The organism is Geminicoccus sp. (assembly GCF_035556675.1).
In the GTDB taxonomy this organism is placed as follows: Bacteria; Pseudomonadota; Alphaproteobacteria; order Geminicoccales; family Geminicoccaceae; genus Geminicoccus.
The window spans coordinates 1-17,063 of the sequence record NZ_DATMFZ010000371.1 but is presented as its reverse complement, the minus strand read 5'-3'; the positions used below and the strand labels follow the sequence as shown (position 1 = coordinate 17,063).

Genomic DNA, 17,063 nt, shown 5'->3' with positions numbered 1-17,063 from the left:
TGGCCGATCTCGGCCAGGACGTGACCTTCCTGGACAGCCCGCGCTTCAGCTACCGCTGCCGGCCGGATGCGCTGCGCCGCTCGGTGCGCAACCTCGTCGAGAACGCGGTCCGCTACGGCGAGCGTGCACGGGTCAGGGTCGCCAAGGGCCTGGAGAGCATCGACATCGTCGTAGAGGACGACGGACCCGGCATCCCCGATGCCCATGCCGAGCGGGTCTTCGCCCCGTTCTTCCGCCTGGAGCATTCGCGCAACCGCGAGACCGGCGGGGTGGGCCTGGGCCTGTCGATCGCGCGCACCATTGCGCGTCACCACGGCGGCGACATCACTCTTACCAGCCGGGCGACCGGCATGACCGCCGTCCTCAGCCTGCCTCTGGCAAGCTTGGCCCCTTCCCATGAACCTCATCCGGCCATGGCTTCGGCGACGCGCGTCATGGGGCCGGCACGTGGCGTGCCGGCCCATTCGCCGACGGGACCGAACCCATCCTGACGACCCGGGCCGGAGGCATGCTGGCAGCAGCGGCCGAGGTCGGCCTGGATGAAGCTTCATCGGTTCGGCAGCCAGCCAAACGCGACCGACGCCCTCTTCGCCTGGTCTGCCTCGGTTCTTTCAGCGTCGCTCAGGCCGCTTCGGTGCGGAGCAGGGATTCGATGGCGATCGGGAAGCGGCGCACCCGGATGCCGGTCGCATGCCATACCGCATTGGCGACGGCTCCCGCCGTGCCCGTGATGCCGATCTCGCCCACACCCTTGATGCCCAGCGCATTCACGTAAGGGTCGTTCTCCTCCACCAGGATGGCCTCGACCGAGGGTATGTCGGCGTTCACCGGCACATGATACTCGGCCAGGTTCGCGTTCAGGATCCGCCCGGAGCGATGATCCGGCACGGCCTGCTCGTGCAGGGCAAAGGAAACGCCCCAGATCATGCCGCCATAATACTGGCTGCGCACGAGGCGCGGGTTGATGATGGTGCCGGCGGCAAAGGCACCGACCAGGCGGGTCGCCCTGATCTGCCCGAGATCCGGGTCCACCTTCACCTCGGCGAACACCGCGCCATGCGCGTGCATGGCGTAGGTTTGCTGCGCATCCTGATCGCCGGCGCCGCTGCCGCGTCCCTCGATCTGCGCCAAGCCGGCCCGTGCCAGGATCTCGGCATAGCTCTCGCTCCGGCGCGCGTCGTCGCGCCGGACCAGCCGGCCGCCCTGCGCCAGGACCCCGACATTGCCAGCACCGAACAAAGGCGAGCGCTCGTCGCCCACCGCCAGCTCCGTCAGCCTGGCGATCACGTCGGCGCCGGCCCCGTGGATTGCCATGCCGGCGGTCGCGGTATGGGCGGAGCCGCCGGCGATGCCGGCATCGGGCAGGTCGGAGCTGCCGGCGCGGAACTCCAGCTGCTCGATGTCGAGGCCGAGACTGTCCGCGGCGATCTGCGCCAGCGCCGTCCAGGCACCCTGGCCCATGTCCTGCGCGCCGATCTCGACCAGGCCGGTGCCGTCGCGCTTGAGGACCGCCCTTGCCTGACCCTGGAACATGATGGCCGGGAAGGTCGCGGTGCCGAGGCCCCAGCCGACCAGCAGCCCGTTCTCGTCGCGCATCCGGCGCGGCGCCAGGGGGCGCCCCTGCCAGCCGAACCGCTCCGCCCCCTGGGCGTAGCATTCCCGCAGGGCCTTGGAGGAGAACGGCTTGCCGGAGATCGGCTCGACCTCCGCATAGTTCCTCAGGCGGAACTCCAGCGGGTCCAGGCCGGCCGCCTCGGCCATCTCGTCGATGGCGCTTTCCAGCGCGATGTTGCCGCTCGCCTCGCCGGGTGCCCGCATGAAGAGCGGCGTGCCCGTGTCGAGCCGCACCGCATCCGCGGTCGTGGCAATGGCCGGGCTGGCGTACAGGGTATGGCTGACCTGGGCGGACGGCTCGAAGAAATCGTCGAAGGTGCTGGTGGCGGTGCGCACATGATGGTGGATCGCCGTCAGCCGACCGGCGTTGTCGGCGCCCAGGCGCAGGGTCTGGCGGGTCGGCGCGCGGTGGCCGACCGGGCCGTACATCTGCTCGCGGCGCAGCACCAGCTTCACCGGCCGGCCCACCAGGCGCGCGGCCAGGATGCCCAGCGCCTGCGGCCCGGAGATCAGTCCCTTGGAGCCGAAGCCGCCGCCCAGGAACGGGCTGCGGATGTGGATGTTCTCCGCCGGGATCCCGAACAGTCCGGCGATCCGCTCCTGCGCCCAGGCCAAACCCTGGCTCGGCGTGTCCACCGTGAGGCGGTCGCCATCCCAGGCGGCCACGATCGCATGCGGCTCCATGGCGTTGTGATACTGGGCGGGCGTCTCGTAGGTGGCGTCGATCCGGCGCTCCGCAGCGGCCAAGCCAGCCTCGACGTCGCCATGGCGCACCTCGGAGGGCGTGCCGATGCCGATCGTGGGCGGGACGAAGCTTTCCGCACCGTCCAGCCCGATCCGCGGCGGCTCCGCCTGGTAGCGCGGCGCCAGGAGGGCGGCACCTTCGGTGGCCGCCTCCAGCGTCTCGGCGATCACCACCGCGATCGACTGCCCCGCATAGCGCACCTCGTCGTTCTGCAGCAGCTCCAGCCGGAACATGAAGGGATGGGTCTTCGCGTCCGGATCCATCGCCAGCGGCGGGCGGTTCGCCGGCGTCATCACCTCGACCACACCGGGATGGGCCCTGGCCGCCGCCACGTCGAGAAAGGTCACGCGGCCGCGGGCGATGCTGCTGGTCGCGAGCACCGCGTACAGCATGCCGGGCGGGTGGTTGTCCGCCGCGTAGCGTGCCTGGCCGGTGACTTTCAGGAGGCCGTCGCGCCGGGTGAGCGGCTGGCCGATGCTGGCACCGTGCCGGCGCTGTACGGTGGATCCGGTTCGCTCGGTCTCAGCCATGGAGAGCACCTCCGGGAACGGGGGCAAAGGGGGAGGCCGGAAGGGCAGGCAGGCGCTCAGGGGTGCCGGCCGCGGCAAGCAGCAGCGTGCGCTGCACGATCCGCCGGGCGAGCTCGATCTTGAACTCGTTGTCCCCGGACGGCCGGGCCGCTGCCAGCGCCGCTTCCGCGGCTCGCCGGAAGGACACCGCATCCGGGCGGGCGCCGGCCAGCACCGCTTCCGCGTCCCGGGCACGCCAGGGCTTCGCCGCGATACCGCCCAGCGCCAGCCGCGCCTCGGCGATCACCCCGTCGGCCATGCGCAGGCAGGCGGCAGCGGAAACCACGGCAAACGCGTAGGAAGTGCGCTCGCGGAGCTTGAGGTAGCGGGCATGGGCCGCGAACGGCGCCGCTGCACCCGGCAGGCGCACCGCGACGACGAGATCACCCGGCGCCAGCACGCTCTCGCGCTCGGGCGTGGCGCCGGGAAGCAGATGGAAGTCTTCCAGCGCCACCTCGCGGCGGCCGGCCGGTCCCTCGATCTCGACCACGGCATCCAGGGCCGTGAGCGGCACGCAGAAATCGGATGGATGCGTGGCGATGCAGGATTCGCTCCAGCCCATCACCGCGTGCAGCCGGTTCTCGCCACCGCGCGCATCACAGCCCGCCCCGGGCTGGCGCTTGTTGCAGGCACTGGCCGGGTCGTAGAAATAGGCGCAGCGGGTGCGCTGCAAAAGATTGCCGCCGACGGTGGCGGCGTTGCGCAGCTGGGCGGACGCGCCGGACAGCAGGGCTTCGGCGACGGCCGGGAAGCGCTTGCGGAAGGTCGGATCATGGGCGAGGTCGGCGTTGCGCACGCGCGCACCGATCCGCATCCCGCCGTCCGGCAGGGGCTCGATCCGGTCGAGCCCGGGAAGGCGGCTGACATCGACCAGCCGCGTCGGGCTGACGATGCCGCCCTTCATCAGGTCGAGCAGGTTGGTCCCGGCCGCCAGATAGGTGCTGCCGGGCACCGCGGCGGCCGCGATGGCTTCCGCGACCGTGGCCGGCCGGACATACTCGAAGCGGTTCATGCTGCCTCCTGCTGTCCGGCCTGGCCCAGGCTCTGCTGCGCTTCCAGCACCGCCTCGGTGATGCCGCGATAGGCGCCGCAGCGGCACAGATTGCCGCTCATGCCTTCGCGGATCCGCTCGGGATCGTCCCCGGCCTGGCCCTCCCGGATCAGGCCCACGGCGCTCATGATCTGGCCGGGCGTGCAGAAGCCGCACTGGAAGGCGTCGTGGGCGATGAAGGCCGTCTGCACCGGATGGCAGGCGTCGCCTTGCGCCAGCCCCTCGATGGTCAGCACTTCGGCGCCATCCTGGCTGGCGGCCAGGGCCAGGCAGGCGTTGACGCGGCGGCCGTCGAGCAGGACCGTGCAGGCACCGCACTGGCCCCGGTCGCAGCCTTTCTTGGTGCCGGTCAGGTCCAGGCGCTCGCGCAGCAGGTCCAGTAGGGTGACCCTCGGGTCCTCCAGCTCAATGGAATGTTGTACGCCGTTGATGGTGAGAGTGATCGACAGGCTCATGCGGCGCTCCGATCAGAACGGTTGTTGGGGACGATTCGTCCGCGCGATGCATCGTCGACCGGACGGCAGGTCCTGGAGCCATTCAGGTCGGCGGACGTTGCCAGTACGGCGGTTCCAGGCGAGGTGGTGGGGGAGATGCGGCTGCCCACCCGGCACCACGCAGAGCAAAATACGGAGGCATCCTCCGTTTACAAGGGGTGGGATGCAGAAACGGGTGCGATGACGGATCAGCCGGTCATGAAAAAGCGCAAGCCGCGTGCGGATGCGCTCCGCAACCGGGAACGTGTGCTGGAAGCGGCCAAGCTGGTGTTCAGCCAGGGCGGTTCGGAGGCGAGCCTGGAAGCCGTGGCGAGGCAGGCCGGGGTCGGCATCGGGACGCTTTATCGGCATTTCCCGACCCGCGAGGCGCTGTACGAGGCCGTCTACCGGCGCGAGGTGGAGCAACTGGTCGAGTTGGCGAGGCGGCTCGGGACAGAGGCAGCCCCGGTCGAGGCCCTGCGCAGCTGGATGCGGGCCAGTGTGGAATTCGTCGCTACGAAGAAGGGCATGGCGGCAGCACTCGCTCTCGCCGCGCATGGCTGTTCGGACCTCGCCACCTACTCGCGCGATCGGCTCACCGGAGCGATCGGCGACCTGTTGCAGAATGCCGTGGCGGCCGGGCAGATCCGGTCGGACATCGGGTCCGAGGACCTGCTCCGGGCCCTGGTCGGCATGTGCTATGCCCATGACCAGCCAGGATGGCAGGCCAGGGTGCTGCGCCTGATCGATGTCTTCGTGGACGGGCTGTGCCAGCGGCCCGGCAGCAGCGGTGAGCGGGAGGTGCCTGATACAGCGTCCTGAAGTTCGCTTTCTGTCTGTGCCGGTTGGGCGCATGGCCTGAGCATCCGACAATGCCCTCGATGCCCAATGATCCGGCGGGTTCATGACCACCCTCGTGCAGGTCCGTTTCTCCCGGAAGGAAGAGGCCCGCCAGCTGGCTCTGGTGCTCCTGGCCGTCGGCATCGACTGCCGGATGGTCGAGGGCGATGGCGGGGTGGCGCTCTGCGTCGCCGCGCATCACGCCGAGCAGGCGCGCCAGCAGCTCGATGCCTATGAGCAGGAGAACCTGCCCGAGCCGGCATCCGCCCATCAGGCACGACCGGCTCTGCACGGGCTGGGTGCCGCCCTGGTCTACTGCATGGTTCTCCTGTTCTTGTTCGGCGCCGATCGACGGCTGAGCTGGTCCATCGACTGGTCGGCGATCGGTGCCGCTCAGGCGGGGCTGATCCAGGACGGGGCCTGGTGGCGGACCATCACCGCGCTGACCCTGCATGCCGACCACAGCCATCTGTTCGCCAACCTGATCGCCGGCATCGGCTTCAGCATGCTGCTGGCGCAGGTCCTGGGCTCGGGCCTGGCCTGGCTGGCCATCCTCTTGGCCGGTGCGCTCGGCAATGAGCTGAACGCGCTGCTACATCCAGCGACGCACACCGCCATCGGCAGCTCGACCGCGATCTTCGGCGCCTTGGGCATATTGGCGGGCTACACCCAGCGGCGGCACAGCGCGCCCTGGCGCAGCCGGATCCGGCGCTGGGTGCCGCTCGCGGCCGGCAGCATGCTGCTCGCCTACTTGGGCTTTGGCGGCGCGCAGACCGATGTCGGCGCCCATGTGGCCGGCTTCGCGGTCGGTGCCGTCCTCGGCCTGGTCCTTGGCCGCTGGGCGCAGCATCTGCCCCAGGGGCGGCTGGCGCAGCTCGTCTATGCGCTGCTGGCAGGTGCGTTGCTGGGACTCGCCTGGCTGCTGGCCCTGCATGCGGGCGCCTAGGCGGTACGATCAGCCAGGCATCGCTCAGTGCATTCAGGGGCTGCTGCGTGGCGGGCGGCCGATTGCCCAGGACGGATCGGCGCCGAATGGATGGTCGATGAAGAAATATCAGGTGCCGACCTCGGCGCGCCGATGCACCTCCATCCCGTGATGATGTACCTCGACCGGGTTGCCGTCCCTGTCCTGGCCGGTGATCAGCCATTGCGAGCGGGTCATGGCGAAGTCGCCTGCGATGGTCGGGTGATGGGTCACGACGTCCATATGCGGCTTGAGGCCGGCATAGGCGTCCCTGGTGGTACGGATGGCCTCGGCACCGCGGGCGATCATCGTACCGCCATGCACGGCATCGACCTGCACGATCGATGCTTCGGGATGATACAGCGCCGCGGCAGCCTGGGCGTTGAAGGCGCGGGCAAGCCGCCGATTGCTGCGTTCGGGGCTGGGCGAGCCCACCGGCTGTTCCTTCCTTCCTGACCGGCGCCGGCCGGGCTCGCAAGCCGGCGCCCGCCCATGATGGCCGATGTCACGACGCCAGCTATCGGCAGGCCAGCATGTCGGTGCTGCGGTGCGAATCGCACTGATTCCTGTCGATGCTCCATGCGCCGGTCGCCGTGTGATGGGCCGGGATGGTGATGCAGTTCGAGTGAGGTTCCGGCTGATCGGGACCGAAGTCGACGACCCGCGACACGGCCCGGTCATGACAGTTGCCGATGGCGTAGACGACGACCTCGTATTTCCAGGCCAGCGGATTCTCGCAGTAGCTCAGCCCGCACGGCAGCTTGTGCCCGGCGCGCGCCTGCGCACCCTCCAGAAATATCCCGAACACTTTCGTGGCGGGTTGCTTCGCTTGCTTCACGTGCGCGTTCTGCTGTCGGAAGCTTCGACGCCACGGCACGCGGCCTGTCCGGGTGGTGTCATCGTTCCGCACCCGCACGGCACCATGTGATCGCGCGGATGCGCCAGGGGGAGCTATCTGCCCGTGCGGCGGTGGGAGCCCCAGTTGCAGGGGCCAGAATTCTGGTCGTTCGGCCCATCGAACTCGTAGATCTTGAGGTCGATCAGGCCGTTTCTCTTCACGCTGCCGAACGGATCCCGGACGATCTTCCGGCCCTCGCCTTTGCCGCCGTGCTTGTCCGCGCATGTGTTCCAGCTTTCGACATAATCATCATTGCTCGTGCCATTGCCTTCCTTGCCGGGTCCGTGATCGATGAAGCTGCATCTTTCCGACCCCATGTTGATGTGAAAGCTGTCGTTGTCTCCGTCCGCCGCGCGGACTGGCTGGCGCGCCGCGCGCATCGAGAGGGCCGGTGAGGAGGGAGGTGCCGACCTCCGAGGAAGGCGCGGTGCCGGCCGCAACCGGACAAGGGCAGGTTCCGACGCTGCCGACTCTTCATGCGATCCCTGCGCCAGGGCGGGTTTCGCCGGGAGATGCGAGGGATCGGCCGGTCTCCTGTGTCGGGTCGGGGTCAGCCGTCCAGGATCGGACGGAAGCCGCCATAGATCATGCGCTGGCCGTCGAATGGCATGGTCATCTCCTTCATGCGCGGATCGGCCATGATCTTCTGCATGCCGGCGTCGCGGATCTCCTTGGACGGCCACTCGACCCAGGAGAACAGCACGACCTCGTCCTCTCTGGCCTGCACTGCGCGCCGGAAGTCGGTGTGCTTGCCGACCGGGACCTCGTCCCCCCAGCACTCCACCATGCGCAGGGCGCCATATTCCTTGAACAGCGGCAGGGCCTGCCTGGCATGGGCGAGATAGGCCGCCTGGTTGGCCGCGGGCACCGCGGCCACGAAGCCGTCAACATAGCTCATCCGTGTCTTGCTCCCCAGCATGGTCCAGCAAGGTGCGCTGGCTGGCCCCATCGACTGTCCGACCAAGGATGCCGATGATTATTTACCATTAGGTTAACTATAGCCGTGTATCTCGCCGGGTCAAGCCGACCAGGGTGATGGCGCTCCGGCAGGGGAGGAGCAGCGTCGCCGGCTGCCAATCACGTAACTGAGCGAAGCGATCCGCGGCTCCTGCCGCTTCCTCATGGCCAGGCCGGGCGGGGCAGGCGGTTTGATTCAAATCAATGTCCGGCCGGCATGGCTGTTTAAAGGTATCGCGGCGCGGAGCTTCTCATCCAGGTGCGCGCGACGCGGCGCGCTCGATGGCAGGCGCCGTGCGGCGCGATCCCTGGTGGTATTGCCTGCTCCCGGCAGGCCTCGTTGGAATGGATCTGAACTGATCGTGAGAAACCGCCGATGACCGAGACCACGCCCTGGGTGGTGACCGCCCTGATGACCCTTCTGGCATTGCTGGGCCTGGTGCTCGCGAGCCAGGCCACGGACGGGGGGTTCGCCCTGTTCGGCTGGGCGCTGATGATCTTCGGCCTCGCCATGATCATCGGCATCCACAGCAGGGACGGCGCCCGGTCGCGCGGCGACCGTCCCTGATGCTGCGCCCCCGCCCGCTCAGCGCGTTCCCGACGGGGCGATGAAGCCCGGCCCTACCTGGCCGGCCCCGGCCGGTGCGGGGGCCGGACCCGCCAGCACGAGGTCCTGGTACGCGTGCCAGCTCGCATGGCCGATCAGCGGCAGCACCACGATCAGGCCAAGGAACAGGGTAGCGATGCCCACGCCGGTGAACACGACGATCAGCACTGCCCAGAACAGCATGACCACCGGGTTGTGGCGGACCACCCGGACGCTGGTGACGATCGCGGTGAGCACGTCGACCTTTCGGTCCAGCATCATCGGGATCGACACCGCCGTCACCGCGAAGGTCAGGCCGGCGAACACCGCACCCACCGCCGTGCCGAACGCCAGGAACGGCAGGCTCTCCGGCCGCAGGAAGGTGTGCACGATCAGGTCGTGGAGCGGCGGCGGGTCCATGCCCCAGTACAGCATGAAGATCATGGCTCCGATCCGGACCCAGGTGAGCAGGATCAGCAGCAGGATGAAGCCCATCACCCCGAAATGGCGAGGATTGCGGGTGATCGCGAGGGCGACGCTGCTGAACGAGATCGGCTCGCCCGCCGCGTGGCGCCGGCTCACCTCGTAGAAGGCCAGACCCATGAACGGACCCACGATCATGAAGCCCGCGGCGAACGGCAGGACCAGGTACACGAGATCGGCCAGCCACAGGCCGACGCTCAGCAGCGCCCCGGCGACCGCCAGGATCAGGCCGAACGACATGCTGATGGCGGGCGCCCGCAGCAGGTCGCGCCAGCCGGCTGCCAGCCATTCCCAGGGCCGGTCCAGTCCGACCCTCCGGATGTCCGGCACTCGGACATCGAACGATGGAATCACCTCGGGCAACGAGCATCTCCATGGTGACGTAGTGATTGGGGGCAGTTTAGTCAGAATGCGAGAGTAAGACTAGACACTTCAAGTCAATCGCATGAAGATGTTTTATGTGAACTTGATCGGGATAAAGTAATTATCCCGTTCCCTTGATGCGTCCAGGCGGTGCGCGAAGCGTCCGGGCGATGGAATGGCAAGGGCAGCGTCCGGCTGCCGAAGATCGGGTACAGCACGATGGCTACAGCCTTGGCCTCGACCGGGGGCCTGCCGGCAAGAACACGCTATGACGAGGACATAGTCCGCCTGTTCGTCATTGCGGCGACCTTCTGGGCGATCGTCGGCTTCCTGATGGGGGTGCTGATCGCGTTTCAGCTGGCCTTCCCCGCCCTCAACCTCGGCACCGAGTGGACGACCTTCGGCCGGCTGCGCCCGGTCCACACCTCGGCGGTGATCTTCGCGTTCGGCGGCAATGCCCTGATCGGCACCTCGTTCTACGTGGTGCAGCGCACCTGCCGCGCCTCGCTGTTCGGCGGGCCCTTGCCGGCCAGGTTCGTCTTCTGGGGCTACCAGCTCTTCATCGTGCTGGCGGCGTCCGGCTACGTGCTGGGCATCACCCAGAGCAAGGAATACGCCGAGCCCGAGTGGTACGTCGACCTGTGGCTGACGATCGTCTGGGTCATCTATCTGGTGGTGTTCGTCGGCACGGTCCTGCGCCGCACCGAGCCACATATCTATGTGGCCAACTGGTACTACATGGCCTTTATCATCACCATCGCGGTGCTGCACATCGTCAACAACCTGGCGATGCCGGTCAGCTTCTTCGGTGCCAAGAGCTACTCGGCCTTCTCCGGCGTGCAGGATGCGATGGCCCAGTGGTGGTACGGGCATAATGCGGTCGGCTTCTTCCTGACCGTGCCCTTTCTGGGCATGATGTATTATTTCCTGCCCAAGCAGGCCAACCGCCCGATCTGGTCCTACCGGCTCTCGATCCTGAATTTCTGGGCGCTGATCTTCCTCTACATGTGGGCCGGCCCCCATCACCTGCACTACACCTCGCTGCCCGACTGGGCGCAGGTGCTGGGCATGGCGTTCACCATCATGCTGTGGATGCCGTCCTGGGGCAGTGCCGTGAACGGCGTGATGACCCTCTCGGGTGCCTGGGACAAGCTGCGCACCGACCCGGTGATCCGCTTCATGGCGGTCGCGGTGGCCTTCTACGGGATGAGCACGCTGGAAGGCCCGCTCATGGGCGTGCGCCAGGTCAACGCGCTCAGCCACTATACCGACTGGACGGTCGGCCACGTCCATTCCGGGGCGCTCGGCTGGGTGGCCTACATCTCGTTCGGCGCGATCTACTACCTGGTGCCGCGCCTGTGGCACCGCGAGCGGCTCTACTCGAACACGCTGGTCGAGTACCATTTCTGGATCGCGAGCCTGGGCATCGTCCTCTACATCACCGCGATGTGGGTCTCGGGCGTGATGCAGGGCCTGATGTGGCGGTCCTACGACCAGCTGGGCTTCCTGCAGTACTCGTTCATCGAGACGGTCGCCGCCATGCACCCGTTCTACGTCATCCGGGCACTCGGCGGGGTGATGTTCCTGATCGGCGGCCTGATCATGGTCTACAACCTCTGGCGGACCATCCGCGGCGACCAGCGGGTGGAAGCGCGCGACACCGCGCTGGCCGGCCCGGTCGCGGCGGAATAGGGGGGCGCACGCATGTTCTACCGCCTGCATCAGTTCGCCGAGCAGCGCGCCTTCATCCTGGCGATCTTCATCCTGCTGACCGTCTCGGTCGGAGGCCTGGTCCAGATCGTGCCGCTGTTCGCGATCGAGAACACCATCGAGCGGGTGCAGGGGATGCGCCCCTACACCCCGCTCGAGCTGGCCGGGCGCAACATCTACATCCGCGAGGGCTGCTATGCCTGCCACAGCCAGCAGATCCGCCCCTTGCGCGACGAGGTCGAGCGCTATGGCCATTACAGCCTGGCTGCCGAGAGCATGTACGACCATCCGTTCCAGTGGGGCAGCAAGCGCACTGGGCCGGACCTGGCGCGGGTCGGCGGGCGCTACTCCAACGAGTGGCATGTCGAGCACCTGATCGACCCGCAGGCGCTGGTGCCGGCTTCGGTGATGCCGAGCTACGCCTTCCTCCTGGAGAACCGGCTGGAAGCGCGCGACATCGCCGACCATCTGCGCGCGAACCGGGCGGTGGGCGTGCCTTATAGCGACGAGATGATCGAGAACGCCCGGGCCGACATGATCGCCCAGGCCGACCCGAACGCCGACACGACCGACCTGCTCGCCCGCTACCCCAAGGCGATGGTCGGCAACCTTGACGGCAACCCGGCGACGCTCACCGAGATGGATGCGCTGGTCGCCTACCTGCAGATCCTCGGCCGGATGGTGGACTTCACCGACGTGCGCATCGAGGACCTGACCCAATGAAGGCGACCAAGCGCAAGGCTACCATGCAATGTCCGACTTCTATGTCTGGCTCCGCTCCCTGTGGCTCCTCTGGCTGGTCCTCCTGTTCGTGGGTGTCGCGGTCTGGATCTACTGGCCCAGGCGGCGCGAGCAGCTCGAACGCCACGGCCAGATCCCGTTCAAGGACGAAGAGGAGCCTTGAGCCATGACCGACCGCCTCGATCCCACCCGCCCGGTTTCCCACGAGGCGATGCAGGCCACTCGCGAGATCAAGGACGTCCAGGACAAGCTGGCCTTCGGCGACAGCCCGCTGGCCCATCTGGAATGGGACGGCATCCGCGAGCTGGACTATCCCCCGCCGCGCTGGTGGGTGATCACCTTCATCGGCACGGTGCTGTTCGCCGTGCTCTGGTCGATCCTCTACCCGTCCTGGCCGACGCCGTTCGGCGTCTGGCGCGGGATCCTGGGCTATGACCAGCGCGTGGTGGTGGCCGATGACATCGCCCGGGCCGAGGCCCTGCGGGCACCGCTGGTGCAGGCGATCGGCACGGCCGAGCTGACCGGCATCCAGAACGACCCGGACCTGATGAACTTCGCGATCCGCGGCGGCCAGGTCGCCTTCAACAACAACTGCGCCCAGTGCCATGGACTGGGCGGGGCCGGGCAGGGCTTCTTCCCCACGCTCGCCGACGACGACTGGCTGTGGGGCGGCACGCCGGAGGAGATCGAGTTCACCATCCGGCACGGCATCCGCAGCGGTGCGGAGGAGGCGCGCGACAACATCATGCCGAACTTCGGCGCAGACCAGATCCTGACCAGGGAGCAGATCTCGGACGTCACCGAGTATGTGCTGGCCATCAGCGGTGCCGAGCACGATGCCGAGGCGGCCGGACGGGGCGAGCCCCTGTTCGCCGAGAACTGCGCCGTCTGCCATGGCGAGGGCGGTGCCGGCCTGCCGGAATTGGGCGGACCGCGGCTGAACGATGCGATCTGGCTCTATGGCGGCGACCGCAACCAGATCTTCAGCCAGATCCACCGTCCGGCGCACGGCGTGATGCCGGCCTTCGAAGGCCGGCTCGACGACGCCACCATCAAGATGCTGGTGGTCTACGTCCACGCGCTCGGCGGCGGGCAGTAGGCAGCAGCCGGCGATGAGCATCCAGAGCATCGCGAACCGGCGCGAGGCGGCGGAACGGCTGGACCTGGCCGATTCCGCCGCCCAGCGCGTCCTGCCCAGGCGCAAGCGCCCGGAGCCCACGATCGGGGCAGGCAAGGTCTACCCGCGCTCGGTGCTCGGCCGGTTCCGCACGATCAAGTGGGCGGCGCTGACGGTCTTCCTGGCGATCTACTATCTCCTGCCCTGGGTGCGCTGGGACCGCGGGCCGGAGGCGCCGGACCAGGCGGTGCTGTTCGACTTCATCCGGCAGCGCATCTTCCTGTTCGGCATCGAGATCTGGCCGCAGGAGATCTATTACGCGACCGGCCTTTTGATCCTGGCAGCCCTGGGCCTGTTCCTGGCGACCAGCCTGTTCGGCCGGATCTGGTGCGGCTATGCCTGCCCGCAAACCGTCTGGACCGACCTGTTCATGTGGGTGGAGCGGCTGATCGAGGGCGACCGGCGCGAACGGATGAAGCTGGACGCTCAGCCCAACGGGCCGGCCAAGCTCCTGAAGAAGACCGGCAAGCACGCGGTCTGGCTGCTGATCGCCATGCTGACCGGCGGTGCTTTCGTGATGTATTTCAACGATGCCCCCACCGTGGTCCGGCAGTTGCCCACCCTGGAGGCCGGTCCGGTCACCTATTTCTTCTTCGGCCTGTTCACGCTCACCACCTATCTGCTGGCCGGCTGGGCGCGCGAGACCGTGTGCACCAACATGTGCCCCTGGCCGCGCATCCAGGGCGGGCTGCTCGACCAGGACAGCCTGGCGGTGACCTACCGGGACTGGCGCGGCGAGCCGCGCGGGCCGCACAAGCGCGGCGAGAGCTGGGCAGGGCGGGGCGACTGCATCGACTGCCACCAGTGCTTCATGGTCTGCCCGACCGGCGTCGACATCCGCAAAGGGCTGCAGCTCGACTGCATCGGCTGCGGCCTGTGCATCGACGCCTGCAACGAGGTGATGGACAAGGTCGGCCGGCCGCGCTTCCTGATCTCCTGGGACAGCGCCCGCAACCAGGTCCTCCAGGTCCAGGGGCAGGCCGCGGGCTGGCGTCTCCTGCGGCCGCGCACTGCCATCTATGGCGCCCTGTTCCTGGCGGTCGCCCTGTTCATGACCGGCACGTTCGCGCTGCGCGCCAGTGCCGGCCTCGACGTGCTGCGTGACGCGGCACCTTTGTTCGTCCAGCTCTCCGACGGCAGCATCCGCAACGGCTATACCCTGAAGATCCGCAACACCGCGCACCAGACCAGCCGGTTCGAGGTGAGCGTGGCGGACCTGCCGGCCCGCTACCGGCTGATCGGCGACAAGGATGCCCGCGCCGTGGCGCCGGTGGTGAGCGCCGATCCGGACAGCGTCACCTCCGTCCACCTGTTCGTCATCCTGCCCCGCTCGGCGGTGACCGGGCCGTCCATGGATGTCAGCTTCGTGCTGCACAATGTCGAGACGGGCGAGGTCATCGAGACCGAGAGCATCTTCCGAGGGCCGTCATCATGAGCGCCAAGGGCATGCACGCCGCACGAACCGCCAGGCAGGCACCCGCCTCGCCGGCGGATGCGCGGCAGGAGGCGCGCAGCCGGCGCATCGTGCTGGGCTCGCTCGCGGCCTTCGCCCTGATCGTGCTCGTGATGAACGGCTTTCTGATCACGATGGCGGCGAAGACCTGGACGGGCCTGGCGGTCGAGGGCGCCTATGAGCGCGGCCTGAACTACAACCAGACGCTCGAGCAGGCCCGTGCCCAGGCAGCGCTCGGCTGGCAGATGGAGACGAGCTTCAGCTCCTCCGCCCCGTCCGAAGGCAGGCTCGACGTGACGCTACGGGACGGAGCCGGCCGGCCGATCAGCGGTGCCGAGCTGGAGGTCGTGCTGGTCCGGCCGACCCAGGCGGGCAGCGACTTCCGCGCCTATCTGAACGGGGTCGGCAGCGGGACCTATCAGGCGGAACTGACCTTCCCGGCCGCGGGCGTCTGGGACGCCTATCTGGCCGTCCGTGCCGGGAAGGACTCCTACCAATGGCGTGAACGGTTGCTGGTGCGATGAATGCAGCATTCGCCGGGCGCGCGGCCGATTCCCCGATCGAGCTCCAGCCGGCCCGGCCCGACGACATCCAGGCCTCCAACGATATCCAGGCTTTCGTGCGCCGTCAGCTGGACGGAAGCTGGGCGCTGGACCTCATGGTCGAGGGCGCCCATTGCGGCGCCTGCATCTCCCGGATCGAGCGGACCCTCCGGCGCCACAAAGGCGTGCAGGCCGCCCGGCTGAACCTGTCCACCCGGCGCCTGCATGTCGCGTGGCAGGGTGCGCGCGAGGACGGGGCGGCCCTGCATGCCGCAGTCGAGAAGCTGGGCTATCCCGCGGTCGCCTTCGATCCGGAACGGCTGGAGGCCGACAATGCCGGCGGCCAGCAGGACCTGCTGCGCTGCGTCGCGGTCGCGGGCTTTGCCGCCGCCAACGTGATGATCCTGTCGATCTCGGTCTGGGCCGGCCATTCACTGGACATGGGGCCCGGCACGCGCGGCCTGCTGCACTGGCTGTCCGCCCTGATCGCCCTGCCGGCCGTGGCCTATGCCGGCCGACCCTTCTTCAGCTCGGCCTGGCGCGCGCTGCGTGCCGGGACCACCAACATGGACGTGCCGATCTCGGTGGGCGTGGTGCTGGCCTGCGCCATGAGCCTGTCCGAGACGATCCGCCATGGTCCCTACGCCTATTTCGACAGCGCGGTGACGCTGCTGTTCTTCCTGCTGATCGGCCGCTATCTCGACAGCCGGGCACGCGGCCATGCCAGGGCCGCCATCGAGCGCCTGATGCTGTTGCGCGCGACCAGGGTCACGGTGCTGGAGCCTCATGGCGGCCAGACCGTGGTGCCGGCCGACCAGGTCCGGCCCGGTGCGATGATCCTGGTGGCACCCGGCGAACGAGTCGGCGTGGACGGGCGGATCGTCAGCGGCGCGTCCAGCCTCGACAACAGCCTGGTGAGCGGTGAATCGCTGCCGGCCGCGGTGGGACCGGGCGACCGCGTCTATGCCGGCACGCTGAACCTCGACAGCGCCCTGCGCATCGAGACGCTCGCGGTGGGCGAGGCGACGCTGTTGAGCGAGATCGGCCGCCTCATGGAGCTGGCCGAGCAGCGCCGTGGCCGCTACGTGGCCCTGGCCGACCGGGTGTCGCGCTACTACGCGCCGGTGGTCCATCTCCTGGCCCTGCTGACCTTCCTGGCCTGGACGTTCCAGGTAGGGGTGATCTGGCAGGTCGGCCTGCTCCATGCCGTGGCCGTGCTGATCATCACCTGCCCCTGCGCGCTGGGCCTGGCCGTGCCGGCCGTCCAGGTGATCGCGAGCGGCCGGCTCCTGCGCCAGGGCGTGCTCCTGAAGTCGCCGACCGCGCTGGAGCGGCTGGCCGCGGTCGACACGGTGGTGTTCGACAAGACCGGCACGCTGACCGTCGGGCGCCCGGAGCTGATCGACCGGTTCCAGGTGCCCGAGGCGGCGCTGGAGCTGGCGGCCGCCATGGCCATGAGCAGCAAGCACGTGCTGGCGCGCGGCCTGGTCGCCGCCTGCCCGGATGTCACGCCGCTGGATGGCGTGCGCGAGATACCGGGCCGGGGCCTGGTCCTGGCGACGCCCGAGGGCGAGGTGCGGCTGGGCCAGCGCGCCTGGGTGCTGGAGGGCCTGGGACCGGACGGTCTGGCGGAGGACAGTGCCACGCCGGACGGTCCGGCCCTGCCGGAGATCTGGCTGGTCCGGCCCGGCCACCCGCCACAGGTCTTCCGCTTCGAGGACCGGCTGCGCGAGGATGCGCATTCTACGGTGCAGGCGCTCAAGGGGCAGGGCTTCCGAGTGGAGCTCCTGTCCGGCGACCGGGCGGAGGTGACCGCGAAGGTGGCGGGCCAGCTCGGCATTGAGCACTGGCGGGCCGGCGTCGATCCGACCGCCAAGACCGCCCATCTCCAGGCGCT

The 17,063-nt window shown here is 68.6% G+C and carries 19 protein-coding genes; 11 read left to right on the top strand and 8 right to left on the bottom strand.

Going from position 1 to position 17,063, the window contains the following annotated elements:
* Window positions 1-491 (top strand): sensor histidine kinase (locus VNS22_RS26330; RefSeq protein WP_325737859.1); only part of this gene is annotated, 491 nt, incomplete at its 5' end.
* 130 nt (window positions 492-621) lie between these two features.
* On the opposite strand, the gene VNS22_RS26325 is transcribed toward VNS22_RS26330, so the two are convergent.
* Genes VNS22_RS26325 through VNS22_RS26315 form a run of 3 tightly spaced genes read right to left on the bottom strand, consistent with a single transcriptional unit; the run spans window position 622 to window position 4,434 of the window.
* A complete protein-coding gene (locus tag VNS22_RS26325) occupies window positions 622-2,889 on the bottom strand; it encodes a xanthine dehydrogenase family protein molybdopterin-binding subunit (RefSeq protein WP_325737857.1) in 2,268 nt (755 codons plus the stop codon).
* A complete protein-coding gene (locus VNS22_RS26320) occupies window positions 2,882-3,940 on the bottom strand; it encodes a xanthine dehydrogenase family protein subunit M (protein WP_325737855.1) in 1,059 nt (352 codons plus the stop codon). The genes VNS22_RS26325 and VNS22_RS26320 overlap by 8 nt, the downstream gene beginning before the upstream one ends.
* Window positions 3,937-4,434 carry a (2Fe-2S)-binding protein gene (locus tag VNS22_RS26315; RefSeq protein ID WP_325737853.1) on the bottom strand — a complete coding sequence of 166 codons (498 nt, stop codon included), beginning with the start codon at window positions 4,432-4,434 and terminating at the stop codon, window positions 3,937-3,939. The genes VNS22_RS26320 and VNS22_RS26315 overlap by 4 nt, the downstream gene beginning before the upstream one ends.
* 219 nt (window positions 4,435-4,653) lie before the next feature.
* Here VNS22_RS26315 and VNS22_RS26310 point away from each other — a divergent pair, with 219 nt between their 5' ends.
* Both VNS22_RS26310 and VNS22_RS26305 read left to right on the top strand, forming a co-directional pair.
* A complete protein-coding gene (locus tag VNS22_RS26310) occupies window positions 4,654-5,274 on the top strand; it encodes a TetR/AcrR family transcriptional regulator (RefSeq protein WP_349261897.1) in 621 nt (206 codons plus the stop codon).
* Between the two features lie 82 nt (window positions 5,275-5,356).
* Window positions 5,357-6,238 (top strand): rhomboid family intramembrane serine protease, encoded by an 882-nt coding sequence (locus tag VNS22_RS26305; RefSeq protein WP_325737849.1) that lies wholly within the window; start codon window positions 5,357-5,359, stop codon window positions 6,236-6,238.
* Window positions 6,239-6,346: 108 nt separating this feature from the next.
* Here the strand turns inward: VNS22_RS26305 and VNS22_RS26300 are convergent, their stop codons facing one another.
* From VNS22_RS26300 to VNS22_RS26285, 4 genes are all read right to left on the bottom strand, one after another.
* On the bottom strand, window positions 6,347-6,691 hold the full coding sequence (locus tag VNS22_RS26300) for a nuclear transport factor 2 family protein (protein ID WP_325737847.1): 345 nt from the start codon (window positions 6,689-6,691) through the stop codon (window positions 6,347-6,349).
* Between the two features lie 82 nt (window positions 6,692-6,773).
* Window positions 6,774-7,094 carry a hypothetical protein gene (locus VNS22_RS26295; protein WP_325737845.1) on the bottom strand — a complete coding sequence of 107 codons (321 nt, stop codon included), beginning with the start codon at window positions 7,092-7,094 and terminating at the stop codon, window positions 6,774-6,776.
* A 113-nt stretch (window positions 7,095-7,207) separates the two neighbouring features.
* The gene (locus VNS22_RS26290) at window positions 7,208-7,534 is read right to left on the bottom strand and encodes a hypothetical protein (protein WP_325737843.1); all 327 of its coding nucleotides are present in this window, start codon (window positions 7,532-7,534) and stop codon (window positions 7,208-7,210) included.
* Between the two features lie 170 nt (window positions 7,535-7,704).
* On the bottom strand, window positions 7,705-8,052 hold the full coding sequence (locus VNS22_RS26285; RefSeq protein ID WP_325737841.1) for a DUF1428 domain-containing protein: 348 nt from the start codon (window positions 8,050-8,052) through the stop codon (window positions 7,705-7,707).
* A gap of 435 nt (window positions 8,053-8,487) precedes the next feature.
* Here VNS22_RS26285 and VNS22_RS26280 point away from each other — a divergent pair, with 435 nt between their 5' ends.
* Window positions 8,488-8,679: a hypothetical protein gene (locus tag VNS22_RS26280; RefSeq protein WP_325737839.1), complete on the top strand. Its 192-nt coding sequence runs from the start codon at window positions 8,488-8,490 to the stop codon at window positions 8,677-8,679.
* A gap of 18 nt (window positions 8,680-8,697) precedes the next feature.
* Here VNS22_RS26280 and VNS22_RS26275 read toward each other — a convergent pair whose 3' ends face one another.
* Window positions 8,698-9,534: a DUF2189 domain-containing protein gene (locus VNS22_RS26275; RefSeq protein ID WP_325737861.1), complete on the bottom strand. Its 837-nt coding sequence runs from the start codon at window positions 9,532-9,534 to the stop codon at window positions 8,698-8,700.
* Between the two features lie 228 nt (window positions 9,535-9,762).
* Here VNS22_RS26275 and ccoN point away from each other — a divergent pair, with 228 nt between their 5' ends.
* From ccoN to VNS22_RS26240, 7 genes are all read left to right on the top strand, one after another.
* The gene (gene ccoN / locus VNS22_RS26270) at window positions 9,763-11,235 is read left to right on the top strand and encodes a cytochrome-c oxidase, cbb3-type subunit I (RefSeq protein ID WP_325737837.1); all 1,473 of its coding nucleotides are present in this window, start codon (window positions 9,763-9,765) and stop codon (window positions 11,233-11,235) included.
* A 12-nt stretch (window positions 11,236-11,247) separates the two neighbouring features.
* Complete coding sequence (ccoO, locus tag VNS22_RS26265) at window positions 11,248-11,976, top strand: cytochrome-c oxidase, cbb3-type subunit II (RefSeq protein ID WP_325737836.1); 729 nt, start codon at window positions 11,248-11,250, stop codon at window positions 11,974-11,976.
* A gap of 28 nt (window positions 11,977-12,004) precedes the next feature.
* Complete coding sequence (locus VNS22_RS26260) at window positions 12,005-12,157, top strand: cbb3-type cytochrome c oxidase subunit 3 (RefSeq protein WP_325737834.1); 153 nt, start codon at window positions 12,005-12,007, stop codon at window positions 12,155-12,157.
* A gap of 3 nt (window positions 12,158-12,160) precedes the next feature.
* On the top strand, window positions 12,161-13,093 hold the full coding sequence (gene ccoP / locus VNS22_RS26255) for a cytochrome-c oxidase, cbb3-type subunit III (protein WP_325737832.1): 933 nt from the start codon (window positions 12,161-12,163) through the stop codon (window positions 13,091-13,093).
* A gap of 13 nt (window positions 13,094-13,106) precedes the next feature.
* Entirely contained in the window at window positions 13,107-14,606 is a 1,500-nt protein-coding gene (gene ccoG, locus VNS22_RS26250; protein ID WP_325737830.1) for a cytochrome c oxidase accessory protein CcoG, read from the top strand.
* Window positions 14,603-15,148 carry a FixH family protein gene (locus tag VNS22_RS26245; RefSeq protein WP_325737828.1) on the top strand — a complete coding sequence of 182 codons (546 nt, stop codon included), beginning with the start codon at window positions 14,603-14,605 and terminating at the stop codon, window positions 15,146-15,148. The genes ccoG and VNS22_RS26245 overlap by 4 nt, the downstream gene beginning before the upstream one ends.
* Window positions 15,145-17,063, top strand: a 1,919-nt coding sequence (locus VNS22_RS26240; protein ID WP_325737826.1) for a heavy metal translocating P-type ATPase, incomplete at its 3' end; no start/stop codon positions are given. The genes VNS22_RS26245 and VNS22_RS26240, both read left to right, overlap by 4 nt.